The sequence below is a fragment of the Deltaproteobacteria bacterium genome (assembly GCA_016210005.1).
Taxonomy (GTDB): domain Bacteria; phylum Desulfobacterota; class Binatia; order HRBIN30; family JACQVA1; genus JACQVA1.
On the sequence record JACQVA010000061.1, the window covers coordinates 1 to 20,375 of the forward strand.

Consider the following 20,375-nt stretch of genomic DNA (forward strand, 5'->3'; position numbering starts at 1 on the left):
GAGCCTGTAAGGGACCGGGCTATGAGACCGTGGTGGGTTCACCGAAACTGACCGCGGCAAGTTCGGCCAAACTGACCACAGCGAGATCGGCCAAACTGACCGCGGCTGGCTCGGGCAAACTGACCAATAAGGCCGCGGTTGTCAAGAAGACGCAGCGGTAGCGCCACGGGGGCGGGGGGCGCTCGCGGGAAGCAGACGCGGCGGGCACGCCGAGGGCGGTGAGCTGACTTCGTTCACAGCGGGTGCAGAAACTGTGGTCTGCGCCAAACACCTATTGAGGCTCTGTCGTCGAGAAGAAACCTTTTGCGTTCGGCGTCATGAATGACCAGTCTGCTCGGACGAGCATCGCGCAGTTCCTGGCGAAGTACACGCCGGAGATCGCGCAGTTCGCTGTTGCCGCACGCTCCAAGTTGGCAGCGCGGCGCTGCAAGGTGGCATGTGGCGCGCAGCATGCGCGCCCTGCCGGGTTGCGACCGGACGATGATGACCTAGCGTGAGGTGACGGAAAATGGGCGAGACGCCGCGGCGCGGTGCGCCAATCGAATTCTGGTTCGACTTTGCTTCGGGCTATGCTTATTTCGCTGCGCTCGAGATCGAGGCGCTCGCCGAGCGGTACGGCCGGACCGTCGTGTGGCGGCCCTTTACGCTCGGCGCTGCGTTCAAGATTACGGGCGCGCAAGGGCTGAGTCGCACGCCGCTCAAGCGAGACTATGCGCGTCGCGACTGGCAACGCCTCGCCCGGCTCAAGGGCGTTCCGTTCAGCCTGCCGGAAAATCATCCCAGAACGGGACTGCCGGCGATTCGCGCCTTCTATCACGTCGAGCGAAAGGACGCGCACGCCGCCGCGACGTTGGCAAAGCGCATAATCACCGGCTACTTCCAGAACGGCCTCGATACCGACGATCCCGACGCCATCGCCAGGGCTGCGGCGCCCCTAGGGATCGACCCGGATACGCTCTTGGCAGGTATCGCTGATCCCGCGGTGAAGACCATCGCGCGCCAGCACGGCGAGCAGGCGGTTGCGCGCGGCGTGTTCGGCTCACCCTGGATCTTCGCGGACGGTGAGCCTTTTTGGGGCAGTGATCGGCTGCCAATGGTCGAGCGGTGGCTCGACAGCCCATGGTAAGCCATGCCTGCGCGAAGCACGCTCAATCGTAGAAGCGACGCATGCCGCGATTCACTGCCGATGACGACATCCAGCACGAAATGGTATTCCGGCCGGGCCGCGATCTCGCCGGCTTTGAGGAAGATGTCCGGTGCTGCCTCACCATTGAGCCCGACTTCGTTCTCATCGTCGCCGTCATGCACTGCAGTCGCGAGCCTGGCTACTGGAAGCAGCGGCTCACTAAACCCTAACCCGGCGCTCGATTGGTGATGCATTCCTGAAGTGGGTCTGGGCCAACCAGGCGAATCCCAAGCGATGCAGGACTGTTCACCTCACACCGCGAGGGGCCGGAGACGACTTCGAGGAGTTTCCGGATAATCCGGACTTGGCCGAATTCGACCGCGCTGATCGGAAGTTCGCTGCGGTTGCACGATCGAGTCCTAGCAAACCTACTGTCCTTAACGCTGTCGACTCCGACTGGTGGATCTTCCCGGCACAACCTGCGAAACACAGCGTGCGCGTTCGACAGCTGTGTTCCGACCACGTGCGGAGAGGTTTGCGATCCCATGGCCATCACTAACACCCGCTACGCTCGGGTGCTCGACCCCGAGGGCAAGCCCCTCGGTGCGCGAAGCGCTGGCGCTCATCAACGAAACTCTCGACGAGACGCTGGCCGAGCAGGAGGGCGACTTCGACGCCGACAGCCGCTGGGCGCTCGTCTGGTTCGAGCAGTCGGGATTCGCCGAGGGTGAGTACGGCGTCGCCGAGACGCTCTCCAAGGCCAAGAACACCAGCGTCGCTGGCATGGTCGAGGCGGGCATCCTGGCCTCCAGCCGCGGCAAGGTGCGGCGGCTCCGCCCCGACGAGTTGCCCGCCGACTGGGACCCGGAGGGCGAGAAAAGAGGGAAGAGGAGTGAGAAACGAGTGGGCGCTCAACTCACTCCTCTCCACCTCACTCCTCCTGCCTGGTCCATCGTGCACCACTTGATCCGCTCGCTCGAAGCAGGCGGGGAGGGCGCGGCGGCGGAGCTGGTAACGAACCCCTCGCGGTCGATCTTGAGCGGCAGCGCACTCAGGCCGCCGCCGTCCTTCTCCGCACGCCCCAGAGTTTTCGACAAGCACACCATTCCATTGCTCCCAGACCAGAGTGAGCAGCGCCTGGCGTCAGTCCGCGCACCCGACGGGCGACGAATTCCGTAGGCTCCGGCGGGCGACAGTTTCGTGCGTAGCGGCGTACAATTCCGCACACTCGCATAGCATCAGCATCCCCTCGGGGCGCCGGCCGCCACTGGTAGCGGCCGTAAAGATTGCCGACAACACAGCTACTTAGGAATCCGTTCATAAAGCTGCGCTTGAAGCTGGCAGCGGACTGGCATTGCACATGCTCCAAACGTCGGGCGCGCGACGGAGGGGCCGGCATGGACGAGTGTGCTTCACTTTTGATCATCGACGATGAGCGAGGGCCCACCGAATCCCTGCGGATGATTTTCAAGCCCTCCTACAAGGTCTACACCGCCGCTCGCGCCGAGCAGGCGCTCACCATCTTGCGCACCACCCCGATCGACGTGGTCACGCTCGACCTGCGCATGCCGGGGATGCCCGGCATCGAGTTGCTCGAACAGATCAAGGCCTGCGATCCCGATATCGAAGTCATCATCGTGACCGGCTACGCCGCGCTGGACACGGCGCTGCGCGGGCTGCGCCATCGGGTCTTCGACTACGTGACCAAGCCCTTCGATGTACCGCACATCGCCGACCTGGTGCGCCGGGCAGTTGGCCGGCGCCGCTCCACGCTGCGCCTGCGCAACATGAAGGAGGATTTCCTCGCCAACCTCTCCCACGAACTGCGCACGCCTTTGAGCGCAATCATCGGCTACAGCGCCATCTTGGCCGAAGAGCTGCAAAGCATGGTCAACCTCGAACAGCGCGTCGCCCTCGAACGCATTCAGGCGAACTCGCAAGAGCTTCTCAACCTGATCGAGGGCGTGCTGCTGCTCAACGCCCTCGACGCCGGCGAGGTCCCCCTGATGGTGGAGCCCTTCGATGTCAGCGAAAGCGTCCAACGCATGACCCGCCGCTTCGAAGCCGTGGCTTTTGCCAAAGGCATCGCGCTCAACGTGGAACTCGACGCTCACGACCTGTGGGCATTGAGCGACGAGGAGAAAGTCGAGCGCGTGATCGAGGCGTTGTTGGACAACGCCTTGAAGTTCACCACCAGCGGCCACGTCTGCGTCGCCGTGCGCCATGCCTGCGTTCCGGAAGCGGTGGAGATCGAGGTGACCGACACCGGCATCGGCATGGAGCAAGAAGAGATCATCCATGCCCTCAGGGGGTTGGAACAAAGCGACGCTTCGTCGCGCCGGCGTTATCGCGGCCTCGGCCTCGGCTTGCGTCTGGCCACGAGGCTGGTGGAATTCATCGGCGGCGACCTGCACATCCGCAGCGAGGCCGGTCGCGGCACCCGCTGCACCGTTACCATCCCGGCCCGGCGCGCCAGCGGCCTGGCCCCGGAACAGCTGCACTGAGCACCCACATCGAACCATCGGAAGCCTGACATGTTTGCTTACCTACTATGCCGAGATTGCCGCGTGCTCCACCAGGTCTACGCGGCCCATGAACTAGCTGCGGGGGCGGAGGTCTTCGAGGCGGCAGCCATCGCTTACGGCCGATTTCTGCTCGACCATCGCCATCACGCTCTGGAGCAAGTGCGCCGGGAAAGCGTTGTGGCATACGACAACGGCCCACTGTGGGACCCGGGTCACGCCGCTTACTTCGAGGTCGGCGATGGCGAGCACAGCTTCACCGTCAGCCGCACGCGCGCCTCGATCGAAGAGGCGCGAGAGCTGCAACTCATCGACGGCAGCATCGAACAGGCGGCGGTGGAACTGAGCGTGGAGGGGAGCGCGCTGCGGCGTGCCCTGGACCACCACTTCTTCCCGTACGCCCTGCGGCTGGCGAAGCTCGACCACTTCGTGGAGGCCGCGCGCGCGGTGATCGCCACGCTGCCGAGCGACACGATCGAGCCCGTCTTTGACGATGCCAACGATCCGGCGCTCAGCATCGCGCGCCTGCCCGACCAGAGCTGTATTGCGCTATTGGAGCGCTGCCTGGGTGTATTCGATGCCTGGGAACTCCCGCGGGTCGCCGCCTTCATCAGCGCCAATCGCGACGAGTATGGAGCGCTCGCCCTGAACGTGCGCCGCCCGGTGACGCTGCGGCCAATGAACGGGCGCCGAGCCCGAGTCGTAACCCCGTAGCCGCCGGCTCACGATCCGAACAGCGCCAGGAATTCGCGCGCCTCGTGGTTGTCCGGGGCGTGCTGCAGCACCAGCTCGTAGAAGCGGCGGGCTTCGGGGCCGACCTCGAGCTGGCGATAGTTGCGGGCGAGCGCGAGCAGCAGCTCAACACGGCGGCCTTTGAGGAAATCGGCGCCGGCATCATCGAGTAGGCGCTTGTACTGCTCGTTGGCCTTGCCGTACTTGCGCCCGCGCTCGTACAAACGCGCTAAGCGGTAGCGATACTCCGGCGCGCCGGGGGCGAGCGCCGCGGCATCGCGCACCAGGCGCGCGGCGGCAGCGTAGTCGCCGCGCTGCTCGTACACCGCGCTCAACCCCGCCAGCACGTCGGGATCGCGGCCACCGTAGCGGCGCGCCGCGGTCAGCGCCTGCTGGGCCTTAACGTTATCGCCGGCATTGAGCCAGCTGTAGCCGCTACGTTTGAGCGCCTCGGTACGGCGATCGTCATCGGCGGCCAAGACGGCGGCGCGGCCGTAGGCCTCGGCGGCCCCACGCCAATTGCCGCGATACTCGCGTACCCGCCCCAACAGCAGCGCGTCGGCAGCCGGCGCAGCCGCTGAGCGCAGCCGTGCGCTGAGGTCCTCCTCCAGGCCGGCAGCAACACGCGCCGCATCGTCCGGCCGCTGCGCATCTTGATAAGCCAGCGCCAGATACAAACGCACCTCGCGCTCCGCCGGCAGCATTCGCTGCGGCAAGGCCGGGTCCCAGAGGATCGCCAAGCGCAGCAGTTCGCGCCCGCGCAGGGGATCGATCGCCAGCGCTTGGCGGGCCCAGTCGGCTGCCCGCGCCTGGTCCTGGGCCGGCAGCAATCCCCAGTGCGTCAGGCCCCATTCGGCCGCAACCCGAGTCAGGCCGCGGTCGCGCGGCTGCAAAGCGACACCACGGTCAAACAAATCCGCCGCCGCGCGCACCACTTCCGGCGGTAGATAGAAGCCGTGGCGCACCTCGGCCAGACGGGCCAGCGACTGTGCCAGCCACACGTGCGGCCAGGCCGCGCTCGGCCGCAGCTCGACCATGTGTACGTAAGCACGCGCCGCCGCGCTCCACACCACCGCCGTTTGCCGGGCCCGGGCTTCGCTCTCGGCGTACGCGCGCTGACGCATATTCTTCTCGCCCACCTGGCGGCCGAAAGCGCCGATGGCTTCGACCACTTCCACCTGGCCGGGTGCGACCTGTCGGGCGGTGGCGACCCGCTGCAGCCGCGTCGGCCACGGATCGGGCGGGCGTGCCAGGGGATTGATCAGCGAGCTGTTGGGGAAAATGCTGCGTACCAAGCTCTCAACCCACCAGTTGCGCATCACCACTAGTGCCACCAGGCCGGATACCACCAAGCCGGCAACCGGCACGGCCCGCGAGCGCAGCGGTACCCGCCCTTGCAGCCCGCTGCCACTGCCGGCGTCAAGGAGCCGCACCGTGGCAGCCACCGCGATCACGAACAACAGCGCGTTGGACGGCAGGTGCAAGTTGAAGTCGGTGAGCGAGTGCAGCAGCAGCGCCGCAACACCCGCGGTCAGCCCCAGAGCGAGGAGCACACGATCCCGCTCGGCGGTGCGCAGGCCGCGCCAGCAGAGCATGAAGAAGCGGACAAACAGCCAGGCAAAACAACCGGCGCCGAGCAGGCCGCTTTCCACCACGAGCTGCAGGTAGTCGTTGTGGGCACGATCGAAGTAGGTGTGTGTCCCAACCGGCTGATAGCGGGGAAACAGCCACTCGAAGTTGCCCAAGCCGATCCCGAAGAGCGGGAAGTCACGCACCATCACCAAGGTTTCACGCCACAAGCTCGGGCGAGAATATGGCGTGACTTGCAGCTCACCGCTGAAGCGCCGGATCAGTTGCGGCGATTGTAGCCACACCAACGCCAAAGCCGCGAACACGCCCGCGCCCAGGGCGAGCCGGCGCCACGTCAGCGCCCGCCGCCAGACCCCGAAGGCGGCCGCACCTAGCGCTAACCCGCCTAGCGCCGCCAAGACCCCGCCACGACTCTGCGTCAGGCCCATCGCCAGCAGCATGAGTGCGACACCGGCGAGCAGCATCAACCCGACCGCGCCGGCGTGCCCCGGCAGCACCCGGTGGTGATGGCGCTGGCCGCGCCGGTGGCGGCGTTCCCACGGGATGTAACTCAGCGCCAGGCTGATGCCGATCGGAATCGCCAGCTCGAAGTAGCCGGCCAGATGAGCCCGGTTGACGAAAGTGCCCGTCGCCGAGTCCAGATAGAAGGTCTTGCGCAGCCAGTAGATATGCGGCGAGCGCGCAATTACTTGATAGGTACCGTAGAGCGCCTCGATCACCCCGACCGCCGCCACCACCGCCATCCAGCTGCGCAGGCGCGCGATGAAGGCATCGGCCGGAGGCGGCGTTTCGCTTATGGCGCGCCGGCGCGCCGCCTCCCACGGGTAGCCAATGAGCAAAAAAAAACCGTGCCGTAGGTCAGCATGCGCAGAAACTCTTCGCCGCTACGATAAGTGTACAGCGAAAGCGGGCGCCAAGTGCCGGCAGCGGGCAGGGCCGCAGCCAACGCCTCCACCTGCTCGATCACCGGGGCCGGCGCCGCAGCGGCGGCATCCGCAGGCTGCTCCACCGACCTCAAGGCGCCCGCCTGCGGCGGCAACGATGCCTCCGTCGTCAGCCGCGCCACCAAGTCGCGCAGCTCGCCGAAAGGTGCCTGTCGCGGCCAGCCCGGCAGCGTCTCGCGATACAACTCGTAAGTATTGGGGCTCAGCACCCGCAGCGCGGGCGGAGGCAACGGCAGCAACTGCACCAGCGCCACCAGCCCGAAGCCGAGCAGCGGCAGCCCCCAGCGGCGCAGGCGTTCATTGGCGGCGGTGGTGGAGCCGCACCCCAGCGCCTTGCTCGCCCACACCACCGCCAGCAGCGCCGCCAGCCACTCCACTACTGCTTGTGACCAGGCGTGAACGGCGCCGAAGGCCAGCGGGGAGAACGCCAGCAGCGCAATCACGCCGCCGTGCACCAGAGAATCGCAGCGCTGGCCGAACCGTTCCCGTTGTGCCGGCGACATCGATCACACGTGCGCTGCGGCCCTAAGCTCGCACGATCTTATCGCGCCCGCGGCTGAGCGCCCGCGTCGCGTTGCGGGTATCCACCACCAGTGCGCTCGAATCCACGATGAACTGATAGTCGAAGCAGCTGTGATCGGTTGCGATCAGCACCACATCCGCACCGCCCAGTTCCGCCGCCGTCAGCGCCACCGCGGCCAACTGGAAGTTGTAGTGGCGCGAGCGCTTGAGCACCGGCACGTAGGGGTCGTGATAGCTGACGAGTGCGCCCTTGTCCTGCAACAGCTCGATCAGCTTGAGCGCGGGCGACTCGCGGGTATCGTCGAGATCACGTTTGTAGGCAACCCCGAGCACGAGCACGCGCGCCCCGCGCAAACTGCGGCTGCGCTCGTTAAGCGCATCCATCACCTTCGCGACCACGAATGCCGGCATGGCGCAGTTGACCTCGCCCGCCAGCTCGATGAAGCGCGTCGTCAGCTCGTACTGGCGCGCCTTCCAGGTGAGGTAGAAGGGATCCACCGGAATGCAGTGGCCGCCCAGGCCGGGGCCGGGGTAGAATGGGGTGAAGCCGAACGGCTTGGTCGCCGCCGCATCGATTACTTCCCAAACGTCGAGGTGCATGCGATCGAAGAGCACCTTGAGTTCGTTGACCAGCGCGATGTTGACGCTGCGGTAGATGTTCTCCAGCAGCTTGGCGGCTTCGGCCACCCGCGTCGACGACACCGGCACCACCCGCTCGACCACGGCGCCATAGAGCGCCGCCGCCAGTTGGCCGCAGCGCGCGCTGTAGCCACCCACCAGTTTGGGAATGGTGCGGGTCGAGAACTGCGCATTGTTGGGGTCTTCACGCTCGGGGGAATATGCCAGAAAGAAATCCGTGCCGGCGGTCAAGCCGTTACGCTCGAGGATCGGCCGCACCACTTCATCGGTGGTTCCGGGATAGGTGGTGCTTTCGAGCACCACCAGCTGCTGTGGGCGCAAGTGCCGCGCCACGGTTTCGGCCGTTGCGACCACGAAGGAGAGGTCCGGCTCGCGGTTTTCGGTCAGCGGCGTGGGCACACAGAGAATGATGGCGTCGCACTCGGCCAGCGCCGCCATCTCGCGCGTGGGATAGAAGCCCGGCCGGCCGGCCGGCGGCGGCGACTGGGTGAGCAGCCGGGCAATCCGTTCGGCCGGCAGATGATGGATGTAGCTGCGGCCCGCGCGCAGTTCGTCGATCTTGGCCGCATCGACATCAAAACCGTAGACCGCAAAGCCGGCTTCAGCGAAAGTGGCCGCCAGCGGCAGCCCGACATAGCCCAGGCCGATGATGCCGGCGATCGCGCGCCGGCCGCTCAACGCCGCCAACAAATTGTCCGTGGCTGACTCAAGCTTGGCGCTCATCAGCGCCTCCGTCCTGGCTGCCGTAATACGAGTACGTATACCGGTTGTGATAGTAGTAATCGCCGCTGTTGACGTTGACGTTGTTCAAGACCACCCCGAGGATGCGCGCGCGCGCATAATCGAGCCGGTCGCGCGCCTGGCGCACCACCTCCTTCGGCGTGTGCTGCCCGCGCGTCACCAGCACCACACCGTCAGCCATGGTCGAGAGCAACACCGCATCAGTGACCGGCAGCACCGGCGGTGAATCTATGAGGACGTAATCGAACTTCTCGCGTAGCTGCGCCAACAGCTCGCGCATCTTGCGCGAGCCCACCAGCTCGGCCGGATTGGGCGGCAGCGGACCGCTGGCCATGAAGAATAAGCGGCTGATCCCGGTTTCACGGATCGCCTCATCCAGCTCGCTCTGGCCGGTGAGCACGGTGCTCAGGCCGTGGCCGTTTTCCGTCCCGAGGACGCGATGGCAGCGCGGGCGGCGCATGTCGGCATCGACCACCAGCACACGCGCACCCGACTGCGCCAGCGTGATCGCGGTGTTGACGGCGGTCACCGTCTTGCCCTCCCCCGCCTGGCCGCTGGTCACCAGCACCAACTGCGGGGGGTTGTCGGCGCGCGAGAGCATGATCGCGGTCCGAATCGTCCGATAGGCCTCGGCGACCACCGAGCGGCCGTGGTGGAACGTCACCAACTCGCGCGGCAATGCCGGCAGGGCGGCGCCCGCGGGCTCACCGGCGACGGCGCCGCCGGCATAGCTCGGCACCACCCCGAGCGCCGGCAGGCGCACGAAGCGCTCGACCTCCTCCGGCGTCTTGAGCGTGTTGTCGAAGTACTCGAAGCCGAACGCCAGCGCCGTACCGAACGTCAGGCCCGCGATCAAGCTCAACAACAAGTTCAGCGTGCGCTTGGGGCGCGACGGATACAGCGGCGTCTCGGCCTTGTCCACCACCGTAACGTTGGACACCCGTAGGCTGTCGGCGACCGTGGTCTCCTTCATCCGGGCCAGGGTGCTCTCGTATAGCGCATGGCTGGTGTCGACGTCGCGCTTGAGCATGTTGTACTCGACCGAATTCTCCTTGAGGTCCATGGCGGTGTTCTTCTGGGCTTCGAGCTGCGCGTACAATTCATCCTGGCGCGTTTTGGCCGCGAGGTAGTTCGACTCGATGCCGCCGACCACCTTGCGGATTTCCGATTCGATGCGCGCGCGCGCCGAATCCACCTCGCTCTTGAGCTGCACCATGGCGGGATAAGCGGGCTTGAACTTCTGGCCCATCTGCGCGTACTTGGCCTCGAGGTCCGCCACGCTTTGTTTCAGCCGCTGGATCAGCGGGCTGCTGATGACCGCCGGCAAGGCCTCGTAGTTGCGCGCCTGGATCAGTTGGTATTGCGACTCGAACTGAATGCGGTCGGCCTGGGCTTGGGTCAGGCGCTTGTTGAGATCACCGAGGCGATCGACAACGATGTTCTCGCGCGCGTCGAGAGAGATGATGTGGTGTTGTTTGCGGTAGCGATTGAGCGCCGCCTCGGTGGTTTCGACCTTCTGCTTCAGCTCGGTGAGCTTGTTTTCGAGAAACTGTTGCGCCTCGCCGGTGGTACGGTAGCGGTTCTCCATACCTTGCTGGATGTAGGCCGTGGCATGGGCATTGGCGATCTGTGCCGACAGGGCCGGATCGTGGGTGCTGTAGCGAATGCGCACCAGCCGTGAGTTCTTCACGGGCTCGATCTCGATCAGCTCGAGATAAAGGTCGATCAAGCGCGGATCGACACCGAGTTCGAGGCTTTCGGGTTCGACGGCCCGGCCGGAGCCGAGCAGCCCGCGCAGCGCCCCGACCGTGCGGCGCAGCAGGCCAGGCTGGCTGCTGCCGAGAAAGCGCGGATCGTTTTCCAGCGCCAGGTCACGAATCACGCCCGCTGCCAGAGTGCGGCTCTCCAGGATGCGGAACTGGGTCTGGTAATAGTCGTACTTCTCCGGACCGAAGACGTCGGGCTGCGTCACCTCCTCAATCTTCACCACTCGCGGCGTCTGCTTCTCGATCTGGATGGTGGTCTCGGCGGTGTAGCTGCGCTCGGTGGTGAAAGTAATGAAGGCGGTGGTCGTAACCACCACGAGGGTGAACAGGGCGATCACCCACCGGTGCTTGAGCACCACCCGCCAGTAGTCACGCAGGTGGGCCTCGGCATCCTGGGTACCGGCGCTCATCCCCAGCGGCGGCAGCTCGTTGGGGAAGATACGATAGGGCGAAAGTTGGTTCAGCGCGGCGGTATCGCTCATAGTACTGGAATGGTGCCTGCGATTCGAAAGACGTTGGTGACGAAGCTGTAGACCGCGTACAGCGGCAGCTTGGCGGCCGACGCGGGCACGTAGATGATGTCACCCGCCTCGAGGGGAATGTCCTGCCCCTTGCCTTCGATGATGCCGGGCACATCGGCGCTCAGCACCATGCGCACACCGGTGCGCCGGGTGCGCACGACCTGGATGCTGCTGGTGGCGGCCGGGTAGAGTGGGCCGCCAGCAGCGGTAATCGCCCCCAGCACGGTCACCCCCCGCGACAGCGCATAGGCGCCGGGCTTCTCCACCCAGCCATCGACCAAAAACTGGCCGCCTTCGGGCACCACGATCACATCGCCGGCACGCGCCGGTAATGTCAGCGCGCTGCGCGTGCTGGCATCGAGCATGTCGCGCACGTCCACCACAATGGGATCGGAGCTGGCGGCAACCGTGTCCTTGATCATCCCGGCATCCGAGACCCCGGGGTTGTTCGAGCCATCCAGCATCGCCAGCTTAGTGTGGTCGGTGCGTTCGCCCGGTAGCAGGTAGATTCGGCTGCCGGCATCGCGCGCCAGCCCGCCCGCCTCGGAGATCATATCGAGCACCGTGTTCTTGTCCTTGGTGAGGCTATATTGCCCCGGCCGCAGCACGGCGCCGATCACGGCCACTCGTTGGCTGGCATAGTCCTGAACAAAAACGTTCACTTGTGGGTTATTGAGGTAACGATCTTCGAGGCGCTTGGCGATTTCGGCTTCGAGTTCACGCTCGGTGAGTCCTTCGGCCTTCAAGGTTCCAATCAGCGCCAAGGTAATGAAACCGGCGCCCGAGACCCGTACCGTACGGTCGAGGTCCTCGATATCGAAGACGCTCACCTCGATGAGGTCGCCAGCGCCGATGCGATAGTCCCGACCCAAGCCGGCGGCCTCGCGCTGCTGGCGCAGATCTTCCAGCCGCTGGCGGCTGGCGCGCACATCCTCATCGGCGGGCGTGATGACGGTGGGCGAGCTCATCCCCGCCATCCAGCGTTGCTGCGGCGGCGGGCAGCCCGCCAGTACTGTCGCCGTCAACGCCGCCACCAACGAAAAAACGCGCCTTTTGCCACAAATGCTCAAGATGCCCGGCCCTTCCCAACCGCGAGGTTGCCCCATACTGCCCGATTACAAAAAAAAAAGACAGGGAGGCGAAGAACGCCTCCCTGTCTTGGGAATGATTCCGCCTCAGCCCCGCACCCCGGGGCAATCGGGCATTAGCGATCCGGGCTCTCCTCCGTCGGCGTCGGCGTCGGCTCTTCGGACGGAGTGTCCGTCGGCGCCACAGTCGGGGTCTCTGGCGTCGGAGTGTCCGTCGGTGCCTCGGTCGGGGTCTCTGGGGTGGGCGTGTCAGTCGGCGCCTCGGTCGGGGTTTCCGGTGTCGGCGTATCGGTCGGCGCCACGGTAGTCGGCGATGGCGTCTCCGGCGTCGCCGTATCTGTGGGCGCCGCAGTGGTCGGCCTCGGCGTCGCAGTATTCGTAGGTACCACGCTCGGCGTCTCCGGCGTCGGCGTATTGGACGGCACTATTGTGGTCGGGCGGGTCCCTGTCACTGTCGCCGTCGGTGGCGCAGCTGAGCCAGTCGGAGTGGGCGAGCCCCCCCCTTCCCCATCGCCACCGCCGCTCAGACCGGCAGCGAGGCCGGCGCCAAGCCCGACCAGTGCAACGCCGCCGACCAGGTAGCAACGATTCACATCGTATTCGCCGATCTGCACCGGCGAGCACAGCTCGCTTTCGGCGCCCCCGACCTGTCCGGGGATAGCCAGCGCTACCGGCTTTTCGGCCGATAGTCGCCAGTTGACCACCAGTCCCTTGTCGGTGATCTCGGCCTTCACGGTATCGCCGCGCAGTTCGGGCACGCCCGGTTCAACGCGGACGTGGTAGGTACCCGCCTTCAGGCCGTCGATGACATAGAGGCCGTTTTCGCCGCTGGTAGCCGAGAACAGCACCGAATCAGATCCGGGCCGCAGCACCAGCACCTTGGCTCCGCGAACTGGCGTGCCGGCAGCGCTAACGATCTTACCGCCAAGCGCCGCTTTGCTGGCCGCCAGCGCCGGAGCGCCGACCAAGGCGCACGCCAGCGAAACCGCAATTGCCCGCGCCGCCAGTCCCTTCCGCCGACTAATTAGTCTCATCAACATAGCCTCTCCTCCGCGAATCGGCCATTCCAAAGCCCAAAAGCGGCTCGGATGCTCTCACCTTCGCTACGCGAAGTCAAGGATTATGCACGCAATCATGCCGGCATAGCTAACGCGGACTCACGATCTCGCCTCCATGATCGCGAACAGCACCAGTGCCAGCGTGAGCACGACCTCGGCACCGGCCCGGCAGGTGGCGTCGGTAATCCCGTCGAGCCAGTGGTGCAACCCAAGGCGCAGTCCGACAACCGCAGCGGCTGCGCTCACGCCCACGAGAATTCCTATCTCTTGCAGCGCGGTGAACAAGACGCCGAAGGTAAACACGCTGGCGAAGGCGAACTCACGGAATCCGACCGCGCTGGCGTACTTGAGCCGGCGGCCATCGCTACGAGCGGCGCGCGCTCCGTGTGCCAACACCACCATCGCCCAGCCTCCCAGCACCGGAGCGAACAGCAGCGCCGGCAGCCGGCCCCGTTCCAGAATCGTCAAACTCCACAGCTGCAACGCCGCGGTTACCGACAGTGTTAGCCAACCGCAGGCGTTGTATTCCGGCTCCGCCAGCATGGACAGCGCCCGCGCGCGGTTGTGGCCGGCAATCAGCGCGCTGCCGGTGCGCAGCAGGCCATCGGCCGGGCGCGCCGCCGTCGCCGCCAGCCACAAGCCCAGGGCGAGGCCGGCGCGCGGCAGTGGTGGCAGCCAGCCACCGAGCAGCCGATCCATCAGCCACCAACAGCCGCCGGCGAGCGCTCCGACGACCGGATAGAAGAACGCCGCGGCTCCAGGGGGCACCACGGGCGCCACCGGCAGCACCGTCAACCACGCCACCGCCGCAAGCAGATCGGCCCACGATGGCAGCGGTCCGCCCCGCCACCATTGCGCCTCTTCGCCGCTTGGCTGCTCGCCCATCAGCGCCAGCCCGCCAATTTCGAGCTGCGCCAGCGCAACGCCACGATAGTCGCCACGATTTTCCAGCCGGCATGCAGTGCCCCGCTCACGGTGCCGCTCACCTTGGATACGCCTACGCGGCGGCGGTACCCCACTGCCACCTCCTGAATACGCAGGCCGGCCAGTACCGCCTTCACCTGCATTTCGATGCTCCAACCGAAGTCGCGATCGCGCAGGTCGAGCTGTTCGAGCGCGGCAAAGCGAATCGCCCGAAACGGCCCCAAGTCACTGTAACGAAAGCCGAAGAGCAGGCGCACCAGCGCGGTCGCCAGCGCGTTGCCCAGCCGCGCTTGCGGCGGCAAGGCGCCGGGGTCGGCTCCGCGTACGCGCGAGCCGATGACTAAGTCGGCCTGTTCACGCGCAATCGGATCGAGCAGGCGCGGCATTTCCTCGGGGTGGTCGCTGAAATCACCGTCAAGAAACACCACGATGTCGGGCGGCTGGCCGCGAATCACCTCCAGCCCGCGCCAGCAAGCGGAGCCATAGCCGCGCCGCGGCTCGCTCACCACCGTCGCACCGGCGCGACGGGCCGCTGCCGCACTGCCATCGCTCGAGCCGTTGTCGACCACGACGATATCGTCGGCTACCTCACGCGGAATGGCTCGCACCACCGGCGCGATGGCGCCTTCCTCGTTCAGCACCGGGATGATAACCGCGACACGTTGGCCGAAGTACATCGCGCAGACTGGCGGGCAAGGAGCTGCTCCGAATTCGCCGGCGCCGGCAGGCCTCGGCTAACGGCAAGCCGGCGCCACCCGCTCGGCGAACAGCGCCAGCGTCTCGGGCGCATGGAAGTCGCCAAACAGGATCATGAACGAAGTCACTCCCTGTTGACAGCGAGCGCGGAGCTGGTCGATCACTTGCGCTGGCGTACCGCGCAAGGCGGTTTTCTCCAGATCGAACACGCGCCCGAGCGTGGCCTGCGCCAGCTCCCACTTCTGCTTAAATGCGGCCTCGTCCTTGCCCAGTACGACGATGGTTTGCTCCGAGATCTCGATGGTGTTCGGGTCGCGGCCGATGGCCGTGCAGTGATCGTGCAAGACGGCGAGTTTGCGCGGCAGTTCCGCCGCCGCGTTGTTGGGGCAATTCCAGATGTCGGCGTGGCGCGCCACCACCGCCAGCAGCCGCTTCTCGCCGGCGCCGCCAATCAGGATCGGCGGATGCGGCAGTTGCACCGGCTTGGGATTGTTAACGGCCTCCTCGACGCCGTAGTACTTGCCCTGGAAGGTCGCGCTGGGGGCCGCGAACATGCGCTTGATGAGCTCTAGCGCTTCGTCGAGTTGTTCGATGCGCGTGCGCGCCGAGGGGAAGGGATAGCCGTAGGCGCGGTACTCCTCGTCCATCCAGCCGGCGCCGATACCGAAGATCAGCCGGCCGTTGCTGACGGCGTCGAGGCTGGCGGCCATCTTCGCCAGCAGCGCCGGGTTGCGGTAGGAGTTGCACAACACCAGCGCGCCCACCTTCAGCCGTTCGGTGAGCACGGCCGTGGCCGACATCACCGTCCACGCCTCGAGATGATCCATCTCGGGCATGCCGCGACTCCACATGTGATCGACGAACATGATCGAGTCATAGCCGAGCTGGTCGGCCAGTTGCGCGCGCGCCCGGATAACCGGGAACGGCACACCGACTTGCGGGAAGAACAACCCGAACTTCATTACCGCCACGCCGCCCGCCGTCGGCGAGCGCCGCGCGCCGGCCGCTCAGCCCCAGAAGCAGCGCCAGCGGTCGGCATCGATCTCTTTCAGGCAGCTGTCGAGCGAATCGACGAACTGGCCGTGGCCATTGCTCTGGTACGGCGCCCAACGGCCATTGGCCCGCTTCCAATACAGCCGCAGCATGTTGCCGTTCGGCCGCAGCCGCGCGATCGGTAATGACACCGGGCGCCCGTTCCATTCGCTGGTGTAGTGGTGAATGATGGTGAAGCCCGACGGCCCCGACTGCTGGACCTCGATGGTACCGTGGCCTCGCAAACGGGGTTCGAGCGCACGCCGCACATACGCTTCCGTAAAATCGGCCATGAGTTCATCCCCCTCGCGCCCCGCCGCCAAGCGGCGGACTTCATAAGTTAACCCCAACGCAAGTGCGCGCATCTAAACAGAATCGCCCGCGCTTGTCGAGGTGGGCAGCGCCCGCCGCGCCGGCCGTCGTTCAGCGGCGCCGGCCTGCTATCGCGCGAACGTAGAAAACCGCCCGGCCGTAGTTGACAAGGTCGCCGCAGTGGCGTCTATCCTCTGCGCAAAGGAGTCCGCGAGGTGAAAAAGAAGGTCGCTATCGTCGGCGCAACCGGTATTGCCGGGCAACAGTTCCTGACTGCTTTGGACGGTCACCCGTGGTTCGACGTCGTTGCCCTAGCGGCATCGGCGCGCTCGGCGGGCAAGCCCTACGGCGCAGCCATCCGCGATGCCGCCACCGGCGCGCGGCGCTGGTGGTGCAACGAGGAGCCGCCGGCGGCGATGCTGGAACTGCCGGTGCAAGAGGCGGCGGCGCTGAACCTCAACGGTATCGATCTGGTGTTCAGCGCAGTGGAGTCCGACGTGGCGCGCGAACTCGAGCCGCGTTACGCCGCCACCACCCCGGTGGTCAGCAACGCCTCGGCGTTCCGCTACGACAGCGACGTGCCGATCCTGGTGCCGGGCGTGAACTTCGCCCATGCCCGCTTGCTCGAGCTCCAGCGCCGGCAGCGCCACTGGCGCGGCTTCATCACCCCGCTACCCAACTGCACCACCATCGGCCTGGCGATTGCCCTCAAGCCGCTCTACGACGCTTTCGGCATCGCGCGCTGCATCATGACATCGATGCAGGGCATCTCCGGCGCCGGCCGCTCCCCGGGCGTGCTCGCACTCGACATCGTCGACAACGTCATCCCGTACATTCACGGGGAAGAAGAAAAAGTTGCCAAGGAGACCGGCAAGATCCTCGGCCAGCTCGGGGAGGGCGGCATTGCACCGGCACCATTTCCGGTAAGCGCGACCTGCACCCGTGCCGCCGTCATCGAAGGGCACACCGAATCGGTGACCATCGCCACCGAACGGCCCTACACGATCGAAGCGGCCAAGCAGGCAATGCGCCAGTTCGGCAGCGAGCTGGCACAGCTGGCGCTGCCGTCGGCGCCACAGCGCCTGATCGTCGTGCACGACGATCCCTTCCGCCCCCAACCGCGGCTCGATCGCGATGCCGACGGCGGCATGGCCACCAGCGTGGGCCGCCTGCGCGCCGACACCGCCCTCGACAACGGTCTGAAGTTCTTGTTGGTGTCGCACAACACCAAGATGGGCGCGGCTAAGGGCGCGGTGCTGGTGGCCGAGTATCTGGCCTCGGCCGGTTACCTCTGATCCGTGAGCGGCACCAGCGCCGCGGCACCATGGTGGGGCACCCCGACTCTTTGGAGTCTTCAGCTCGACCGCAGGCCGGCGAGACAGAGCTGGCGGCCGCGGCGGCAGTAACCCCGCTGCCGGCGCTCCTGCACGGGCCGCGCGTGCGCCTGCGGGCGTTGACGCTCGACGATGTTGAGGCCGTGTTCGCTTACGCCTCCGACCCCGAAGTCACTCGCTACGTCGAGTGGACACCACATCGCACGCAGCAGGAAGCCGCGCTCTACATCCAGCGCTGCAATCGCGCCGATCAGCGTCGTTCACAAACCTTCGGGGTCGAGCTGCTCGCCAGCCGGCGCGTCATCGGCGCCTTCGATCTGCGCATCGTCAGCCACGTCTGGCGCATCGGCGAGATCGGCTACACCATCGCGCGCTCGCACTGGGGCCAGGGCTACAACCTCGAGGCCGGGCAGCTGCTGATCGACTACGGCTTTCGCGCCCTCGGCCTGCGCCGCATTCAGGCCGTGTGCGACGTCGCCAACCGCCGCTCTTACCGCACCATGGAAAAGCTCGGCATGCGGCGTGAGTTCATCATCTACCGCGCACGCTACCAAGATGGCCGCCCGATCGATCGCTACCGCTACTCGATCCGGCGGCGCGAGTGGCAGCGCCACCCACTCTACCAGCACAACCAGAGCTAACGGTTCAGCCGCCGCGGCACCCAAGCGCAACATCCTTGTCGTACGCCTTGTTCATGCGCCGGCGGCCGTGCTGGTTTGGCGCCGCTTGAATCTACAACGCGCGGTTCACCACGGCGGTGGGCGCCGCTTTCATTCAGCACCGGAGGTGAGTTGCGACTGTGGCGGCAGCCACTAGCTAGCACCGCCGGCAGGTGGCCGATCGCTGCAAAAGCCTTTGACTCCCGGCACTAGGATGGTAGAAGCCACGGCATATGGCGGCGCCGCGAGGCAGCCTGTGGGAGTCGGTGTTCGATAACGGGGTGGACTCGCCCCCCCTGGCCGCCGACGCCACGGTGGTACAAGCCTACCTTGACGCCACCCGCAGCCTGATCGCCAAGCGGGCGCCTCTCACCGCCTTCCTCTTCATCTTCTTTGTCGGCAACGGTAGCTTACTGGAGTGGTGGTACTACGCCGATCGGCGGGAAACCTTGCTGGCGGTGTGCACCGCCGAGCTGGCGCTCTTGGCCGGTCATATGATCCTCGCCCGCTACCGGCCCGCGCGGATTTGGCCCGCTACGGTACTGGTTTACGTTGCCTTGGCGATCTGCATGAGCACTTATTTCGCCGCCAGCCATGGCAGTGCCGAGATGCTAGCCATCGGCTTGTCGCTGGCGCTCGGCGGCACCGGGGTGATGTTCCCCTGGGGGGCTCTGGGACAGGGGCTGTACGGGTTGGGCAGCTTGATCGCCTATGTCGGCGCGCTGGGAGGTGGCGCCACCTCCCAGCTCACTATGATGCACGACGTCTTTGCCTTGATCGCCGCCGCCTCCATCACCGCCCTCGGGGCCCACGTGCTCGACCGCCACCGCTGGCTCGTCTTCCGCAATGGCGCCGAGCTGCAGCGCGCCAACGCCCGGCAGCGGCAAGAGACCGCGATTTCCAACGCTCTGTTGAACCTGACCCAAGCATTGAACAACTCGCTGCGCGACCCGCAGGCAACCGCCGAACAACTAAACGAACAAACCCGCAGCGCCCTCGGCCTCGATTGGGCGATCACCGTACTGCTCGACGCGCAGCGCCAGGTCTATCGCACGGTTGCCGTCAGCGGCCCGTATCACGAGGTGTTCGATGAAGTCCGCACCCTCGAGGTGGCGAGCGGGACATTTCCTCTGCACCAGGCCGTACAACGCGAGGGTTTGGTCGAAATCACCGATCGCGAGCGACAGGATCTGCTGCCGCGCGGCCTGATGGAGCGCTGGCACGCACGCACGATGCTGGCGGCCCCGATTGCCCGCGCCGACCGCGTCGTCGGCGTTCTCATGGGCGGACACGTCGAAACCGGCGAAGACGGCAGCGGCAGCGCACCCCGCCATGCTTCGTTCACCGACACCCAGCGCCGCTTGCTCAAGAGCTTCGCCCAGCAGGCGGCCGTGGCGCTCGAAAACGCCCAGCTGATGGAAGCCGCGCGCGAGGCCAGCCGGATCAAGTCCGAATTCGTCGCCACCGTTTCGCACGAGTTGCGCACGCCGCTCAACGTGATCCTGGGCTACACCGATTTGCTGGTCGAACACGCCCTCGGCGCCCTCAGCCCCGAACAGCACGAAGCCTTGCTGCGGGTGCGTCTGCGCTCGTTACACCTGCTCGACTTGATTCAGGACATACTCGACGTCAATCGTATCGAGAGCGGCCGCGTGCCGGTGACGATCGAGGAATTCCCGGTCGCCGAGGTGCTCCAGAGCGTGTCCACCAATCTACCCGCGGCCTGGCGCAAGCCCGAGGTCCAGCTCGATTTCGGCGCGCCTCACGGCCATCTGGTCCTGCGCAGCGATCGCGCCAAGGTCGAGATGATCGTTCGCAACCTGGTGCACAACGCGCTGAAGTACACCGAGCGGGGCACGGTCAGCGTCAGCGTCGCCAGCCGCCCCGCGGCCCGCGCCCTCGAGTTCGTCGTGCGCGACACCGGGACAGGTATCGCCCAGGAGGAGCTGCCGCGCATTTTCGATATGTTCCATCAGGTCAACGGCTCGGCTCGGCTGCTCGAGAACGGCGGCGTCGGGCTCGGGCTCTACATCGTACGCCGGCTCATCGACGCACTCGGCGGCACCATCGCCGTGCACAGCGAGGTCGGGCGCGGCTCGCAGTTCACGGTCTCGCTGCCGCTGGAACCAACGCCGGTCGTGGCACTGCGCGAAGCCACACAGTGACCAG

The 20,375-nt window shown here is 66.2% G+C and carries 16 protein-coding genes and 2 pseudogenes; 8 read left to right on the plus strand and 10 right to left on the minus strand.

Translation table 11 applies throughout. The features are described 5' to 3' along the window. Positions 1-508 precede the first annotated feature (508 nt). From HY699_06385 to HY699_06405, 5 genes and pseudogenes are all read left to right on the plus strand, one after another. Positions 509-1,126: a 2-hydroxychromene-2-carboxylate isomerase gene (locus tag HY699_06385; GenBank protein MBI4515427.1), complete on the plus strand. Its 618-nt coding sequence runs from the start codon at positions 509-511 to the stop codon at positions 1,124-1,126. A 140-nt stretch (positions 1,127-1,266) separates the two neighbouring features. After that, positions 1,267-1,356 (plus strand): annotated as a pseudogene (locus tag HY699_06390) (type II toxin-antitoxin system RelE/ParE family toxin). Between the two features lie 330 nt (positions 1,357-1,686). Beyond that, positions 1,687-2,140, plus strand: a pseudogene (locus tag HY699_06395) (hypothetical protein). 383 nt (positions 2,141-2,523) lie between these two features. After that, on the plus strand, positions 2,524-3,630 hold the full coding sequence (locus HY699_06400) for a hybrid sensor histidine kinase/response regulator (protein MBI4515428.1): 1,107 nt from the start codon (positions 2,524-2,526) through the stop codon (positions 3,628-3,630). Positions 3,631-3,660: 30 nt separating this feature from the next. Continuing rightward, entirely contained in the window at positions 3,661-4,362 is a 702-nt protein-coding gene (locus tag HY699_06405) for a hypothetical protein (protein MBI4515429.1), read from the plus strand. Positions 4,363-4,370: 8 nt separating this feature from the next. Here HY699_06405 and HY699_06410 read toward each other — a convergent pair whose 3' ends face one another. The 10 genes from HY699_06410 to HY699_06455 all read right to left on the minus strand — a co-directional run bounded on the left by HY699_06410 (position 4,371) and on the right by HY699_06455 (position 16,224). Beyond that, positions 4,371-6,809, minus strand: a complete 2,439-nt coding sequence (locus HY699_06410) for an O-antigen ligase family protein (GenBank protein ID MBI4515430.1) — start codon at positions 6,807-6,809, stop codon at positions 4,371-4,373. Beyond that, positions 6,764-7,417 (minus strand): hypothetical protein, encoded by a 654-nt coding sequence (locus HY699_06415; protein MBI4515431.1) that lies wholly within the window; start codon positions 7,415-7,417, stop codon positions 6,764-6,766. The genes HY699_06410 and HY699_06415 overlap by 46 nt, the downstream gene beginning before the upstream one ends. Positions 7,418-7,439: 22 nt before the next feature. Continuing rightward, on the minus strand, positions 7,440-8,798 hold the full coding sequence (locus HY699_06420) for a nucleotide sugar dehydrogenase (protein MBI4515432.1): 1,359 nt from the start codon (positions 8,796-8,798) through the stop codon (positions 7,440-7,442). Further along, entirely contained in the window at positions 8,782-11,064 is a 2,283-nt protein-coding gene (locus HY699_06425) for a polysaccharide biosynthesis tyrosine autokinase (protein ID MBI4515433.1), read from the minus strand. The genes HY699_06420 and HY699_06425 overlap by 17 nt, the downstream gene beginning before the upstream one ends. Next, the gene (locus HY699_06430) at positions 11,061-12,128 is read right to left on the minus strand and encodes a polysaccharide biosynthesis/export family protein (protein ID MBI4515434.1); all 1,068 of its coding nucleotides are present in this window, start codon (positions 12,126-12,128) and stop codon (positions 11,061-11,063) included. Before HY699_06430 ends, HY699_06425 begins: the two co-directional genes overlap by 4 nt. A gap of 179 nt (positions 12,129-12,307) precedes the next feature. Continuing rightward, positions 12,308-13,225, minus strand: a complete 918-nt coding sequence (locus HY699_06435) for a carboxypeptidase regulatory-like domain-containing protein (GenBank protein MBI4515435.1) — start codon at positions 13,223-13,225, stop codon at positions 12,308-12,310. 123 nt (positions 13,226-13,348) lie between these two features. Next, positions 13,349-14,134: an adenosylcobinamide-GDP ribazoletransferase gene (locus HY699_06440; protein ID MBI4515436.1), complete on the minus strand. Its 786-nt coding sequence runs from the start codon at positions 14,132-14,134 to the stop codon at positions 13,349-13,351. Next, entirely contained in the window at positions 14,134-14,850 is a 717-nt protein-coding gene (locus tag HY699_06445) for a glycosyltransferase family 2 protein (protein ID MBI4515437.1), read from the minus strand. The genes HY699_06440 and HY699_06445 overlap by 1 nt, the downstream gene beginning before the upstream one ends. 57 nt (positions 14,851-14,907) lie before the next feature. Further along, positions 14,908-15,831 carry a TIGR03560 family F420-dependent LLM class oxidoreductase gene (locus tag HY699_06450; protein ID MBI4515438.1) on the minus strand — a complete coding sequence of 308 codons (924 nt, stop codon included), beginning with the start codon at positions 15,829-15,831 and terminating at the stop codon, positions 14,908-14,910. Positions 15,832-15,876: 45 nt separating this feature from the next. Next, positions 15,877-16,224 carry a DUF3024 domain-containing protein gene (locus HY699_06455; protein MBI4515439.1) on the minus strand — a complete coding sequence of 116 codons (348 nt, stop codon included), beginning with the start codon at positions 16,222-16,224 and terminating at the stop codon, positions 15,877-15,879. A gap of 204 nt (positions 16,225-16,428) precedes the next feature. Between HY699_06455 and asd the strand changes: the two genes are divergently transcribed. The 3 genes from asd (at position 16,429) to HY699_06470 (ending at position 20,371) form a co-directional block, all read left to right on the plus strand. Continuing rightward, positions 16,429-17,508, plus strand: coding sequence for an aspartate-semialdehyde dehydrogenase (asd, locus tag HY699_06460; protein MBI4515440.1), 1,080 nt, complete (start codon positions 16,429-16,431; stop codon positions 17,506-17,508). A gap of 29 nt (positions 17,509-17,537) precedes the next feature. Further along, the gene (locus tag HY699_06465; protein ID MBI4515441.1) at positions 17,538-18,188 is read left to right on the plus strand and encodes a GNAT family N-acetyltransferase; all 651 of its coding nucleotides are present in this window, start codon (positions 17,538-17,540) and stop codon (positions 18,186-18,188) included. Positions 18,189-18,439: 251 nt separating this feature from the next. Beyond that, entirely contained in the window at positions 18,440-20,371 is a 1,932-nt protein-coding gene (locus tag HY699_06470) for a GAF domain-containing sensor histidine kinase (GenBank protein MBI4515442.1), read from the plus strand. Positions 20,372-20,375 lie beyond the last annotated feature (4 nt).

What these genes read in the sequence shown, in the direction of transcription:
- HY699_06385 (MBI4515427.1), top strand. Translation starts at nt 509, where the DNA reads ATGGGCGAGACGCCGCGGCGCGGTGCGCCAATCGAATTCTGGTTCGAC.
- HY699_06400 (MBI4515428.1), top strand. Translation starts at nt 2,524, where the DNA reads ATGGACGAGTGTGCTTCACTTTTGATCATCGACGATGAGCGAGGGCCC.
- HY699_06405 (MBI4515429.1), top strand. Translation starts at nt 3,661, where the DNA reads ATGTTTGCTTACCTACTATGCCGAGATTGCCGCGTGCTCCACCAGGTC.
- HY699_06415 (MBI4515431.1), bottom strand. Translation starts at nt 7,417, where the DNA reads ATGTCGCCGGCACAACGGGAACGGTTCGGCCAGCGCTGCGATTCTCTG.
- HY699_06420 (MBI4515432.1), bottom strand. Translation starts at nt 8,798, where the DNA reads ATGAGCGCCAAGCTTGAGTCAGCCACGGACAATTTGTTGGCGGCGTTG.
- HY699_06425 (MBI4515433.1), bottom strand. Translation starts at nt 11,064, where the DNA reads ATGAGCGATACCGCCGCGCTGAACCAACTTTCGCCCTATCGTATCTTC.
- HY699_06435 (MBI4515435.1), bottom strand. Translation starts at nt 13,225, where the DNA reads ATGAGACTAATTAGTCGGCGGAAGGGACTGGCGGCGCGGGCAATTGCG.
- HY699_06440 (MBI4515436.1), bottom strand. Translation starts at nt 14,134, where the DNA reads ATGGGCGAGCAGCCAAGCGGCGAAGAGGCGCAATGGTGGCGGGGCGGA.
- HY699_06445 (MBI4515437.1), bottom strand. Translation starts at nt 14,850, where the DNA reads ATGTACTTCGGCCAACGTGTCGCGGTTATCATCCCGGTGCTGAACGAG.
- HY699_06450 (MBI4515438.1), bottom strand. Translation starts at nt 15,831, where the DNA reads ATGAAGTTCGGGTTGTTCTTCCCGCAAGTCGGTGTGCCGTTCCCGGTT.
- HY699_06465 (MBI4515441.1), top strand. Translation starts at nt 17,538, where the DNA reads ATGGTGGGGCACCCCGACTCTTTGGAGTCTTCAGCTCGACCGCAGGCC.
- HY699_06470 (MBI4515442.1), top strand. Translation starts at nt 18,440, where the DNA reads ATGGCGGCGCCGCGAGGCAGCCTGTGGGAGTCGGTGTTCGATAACGGG.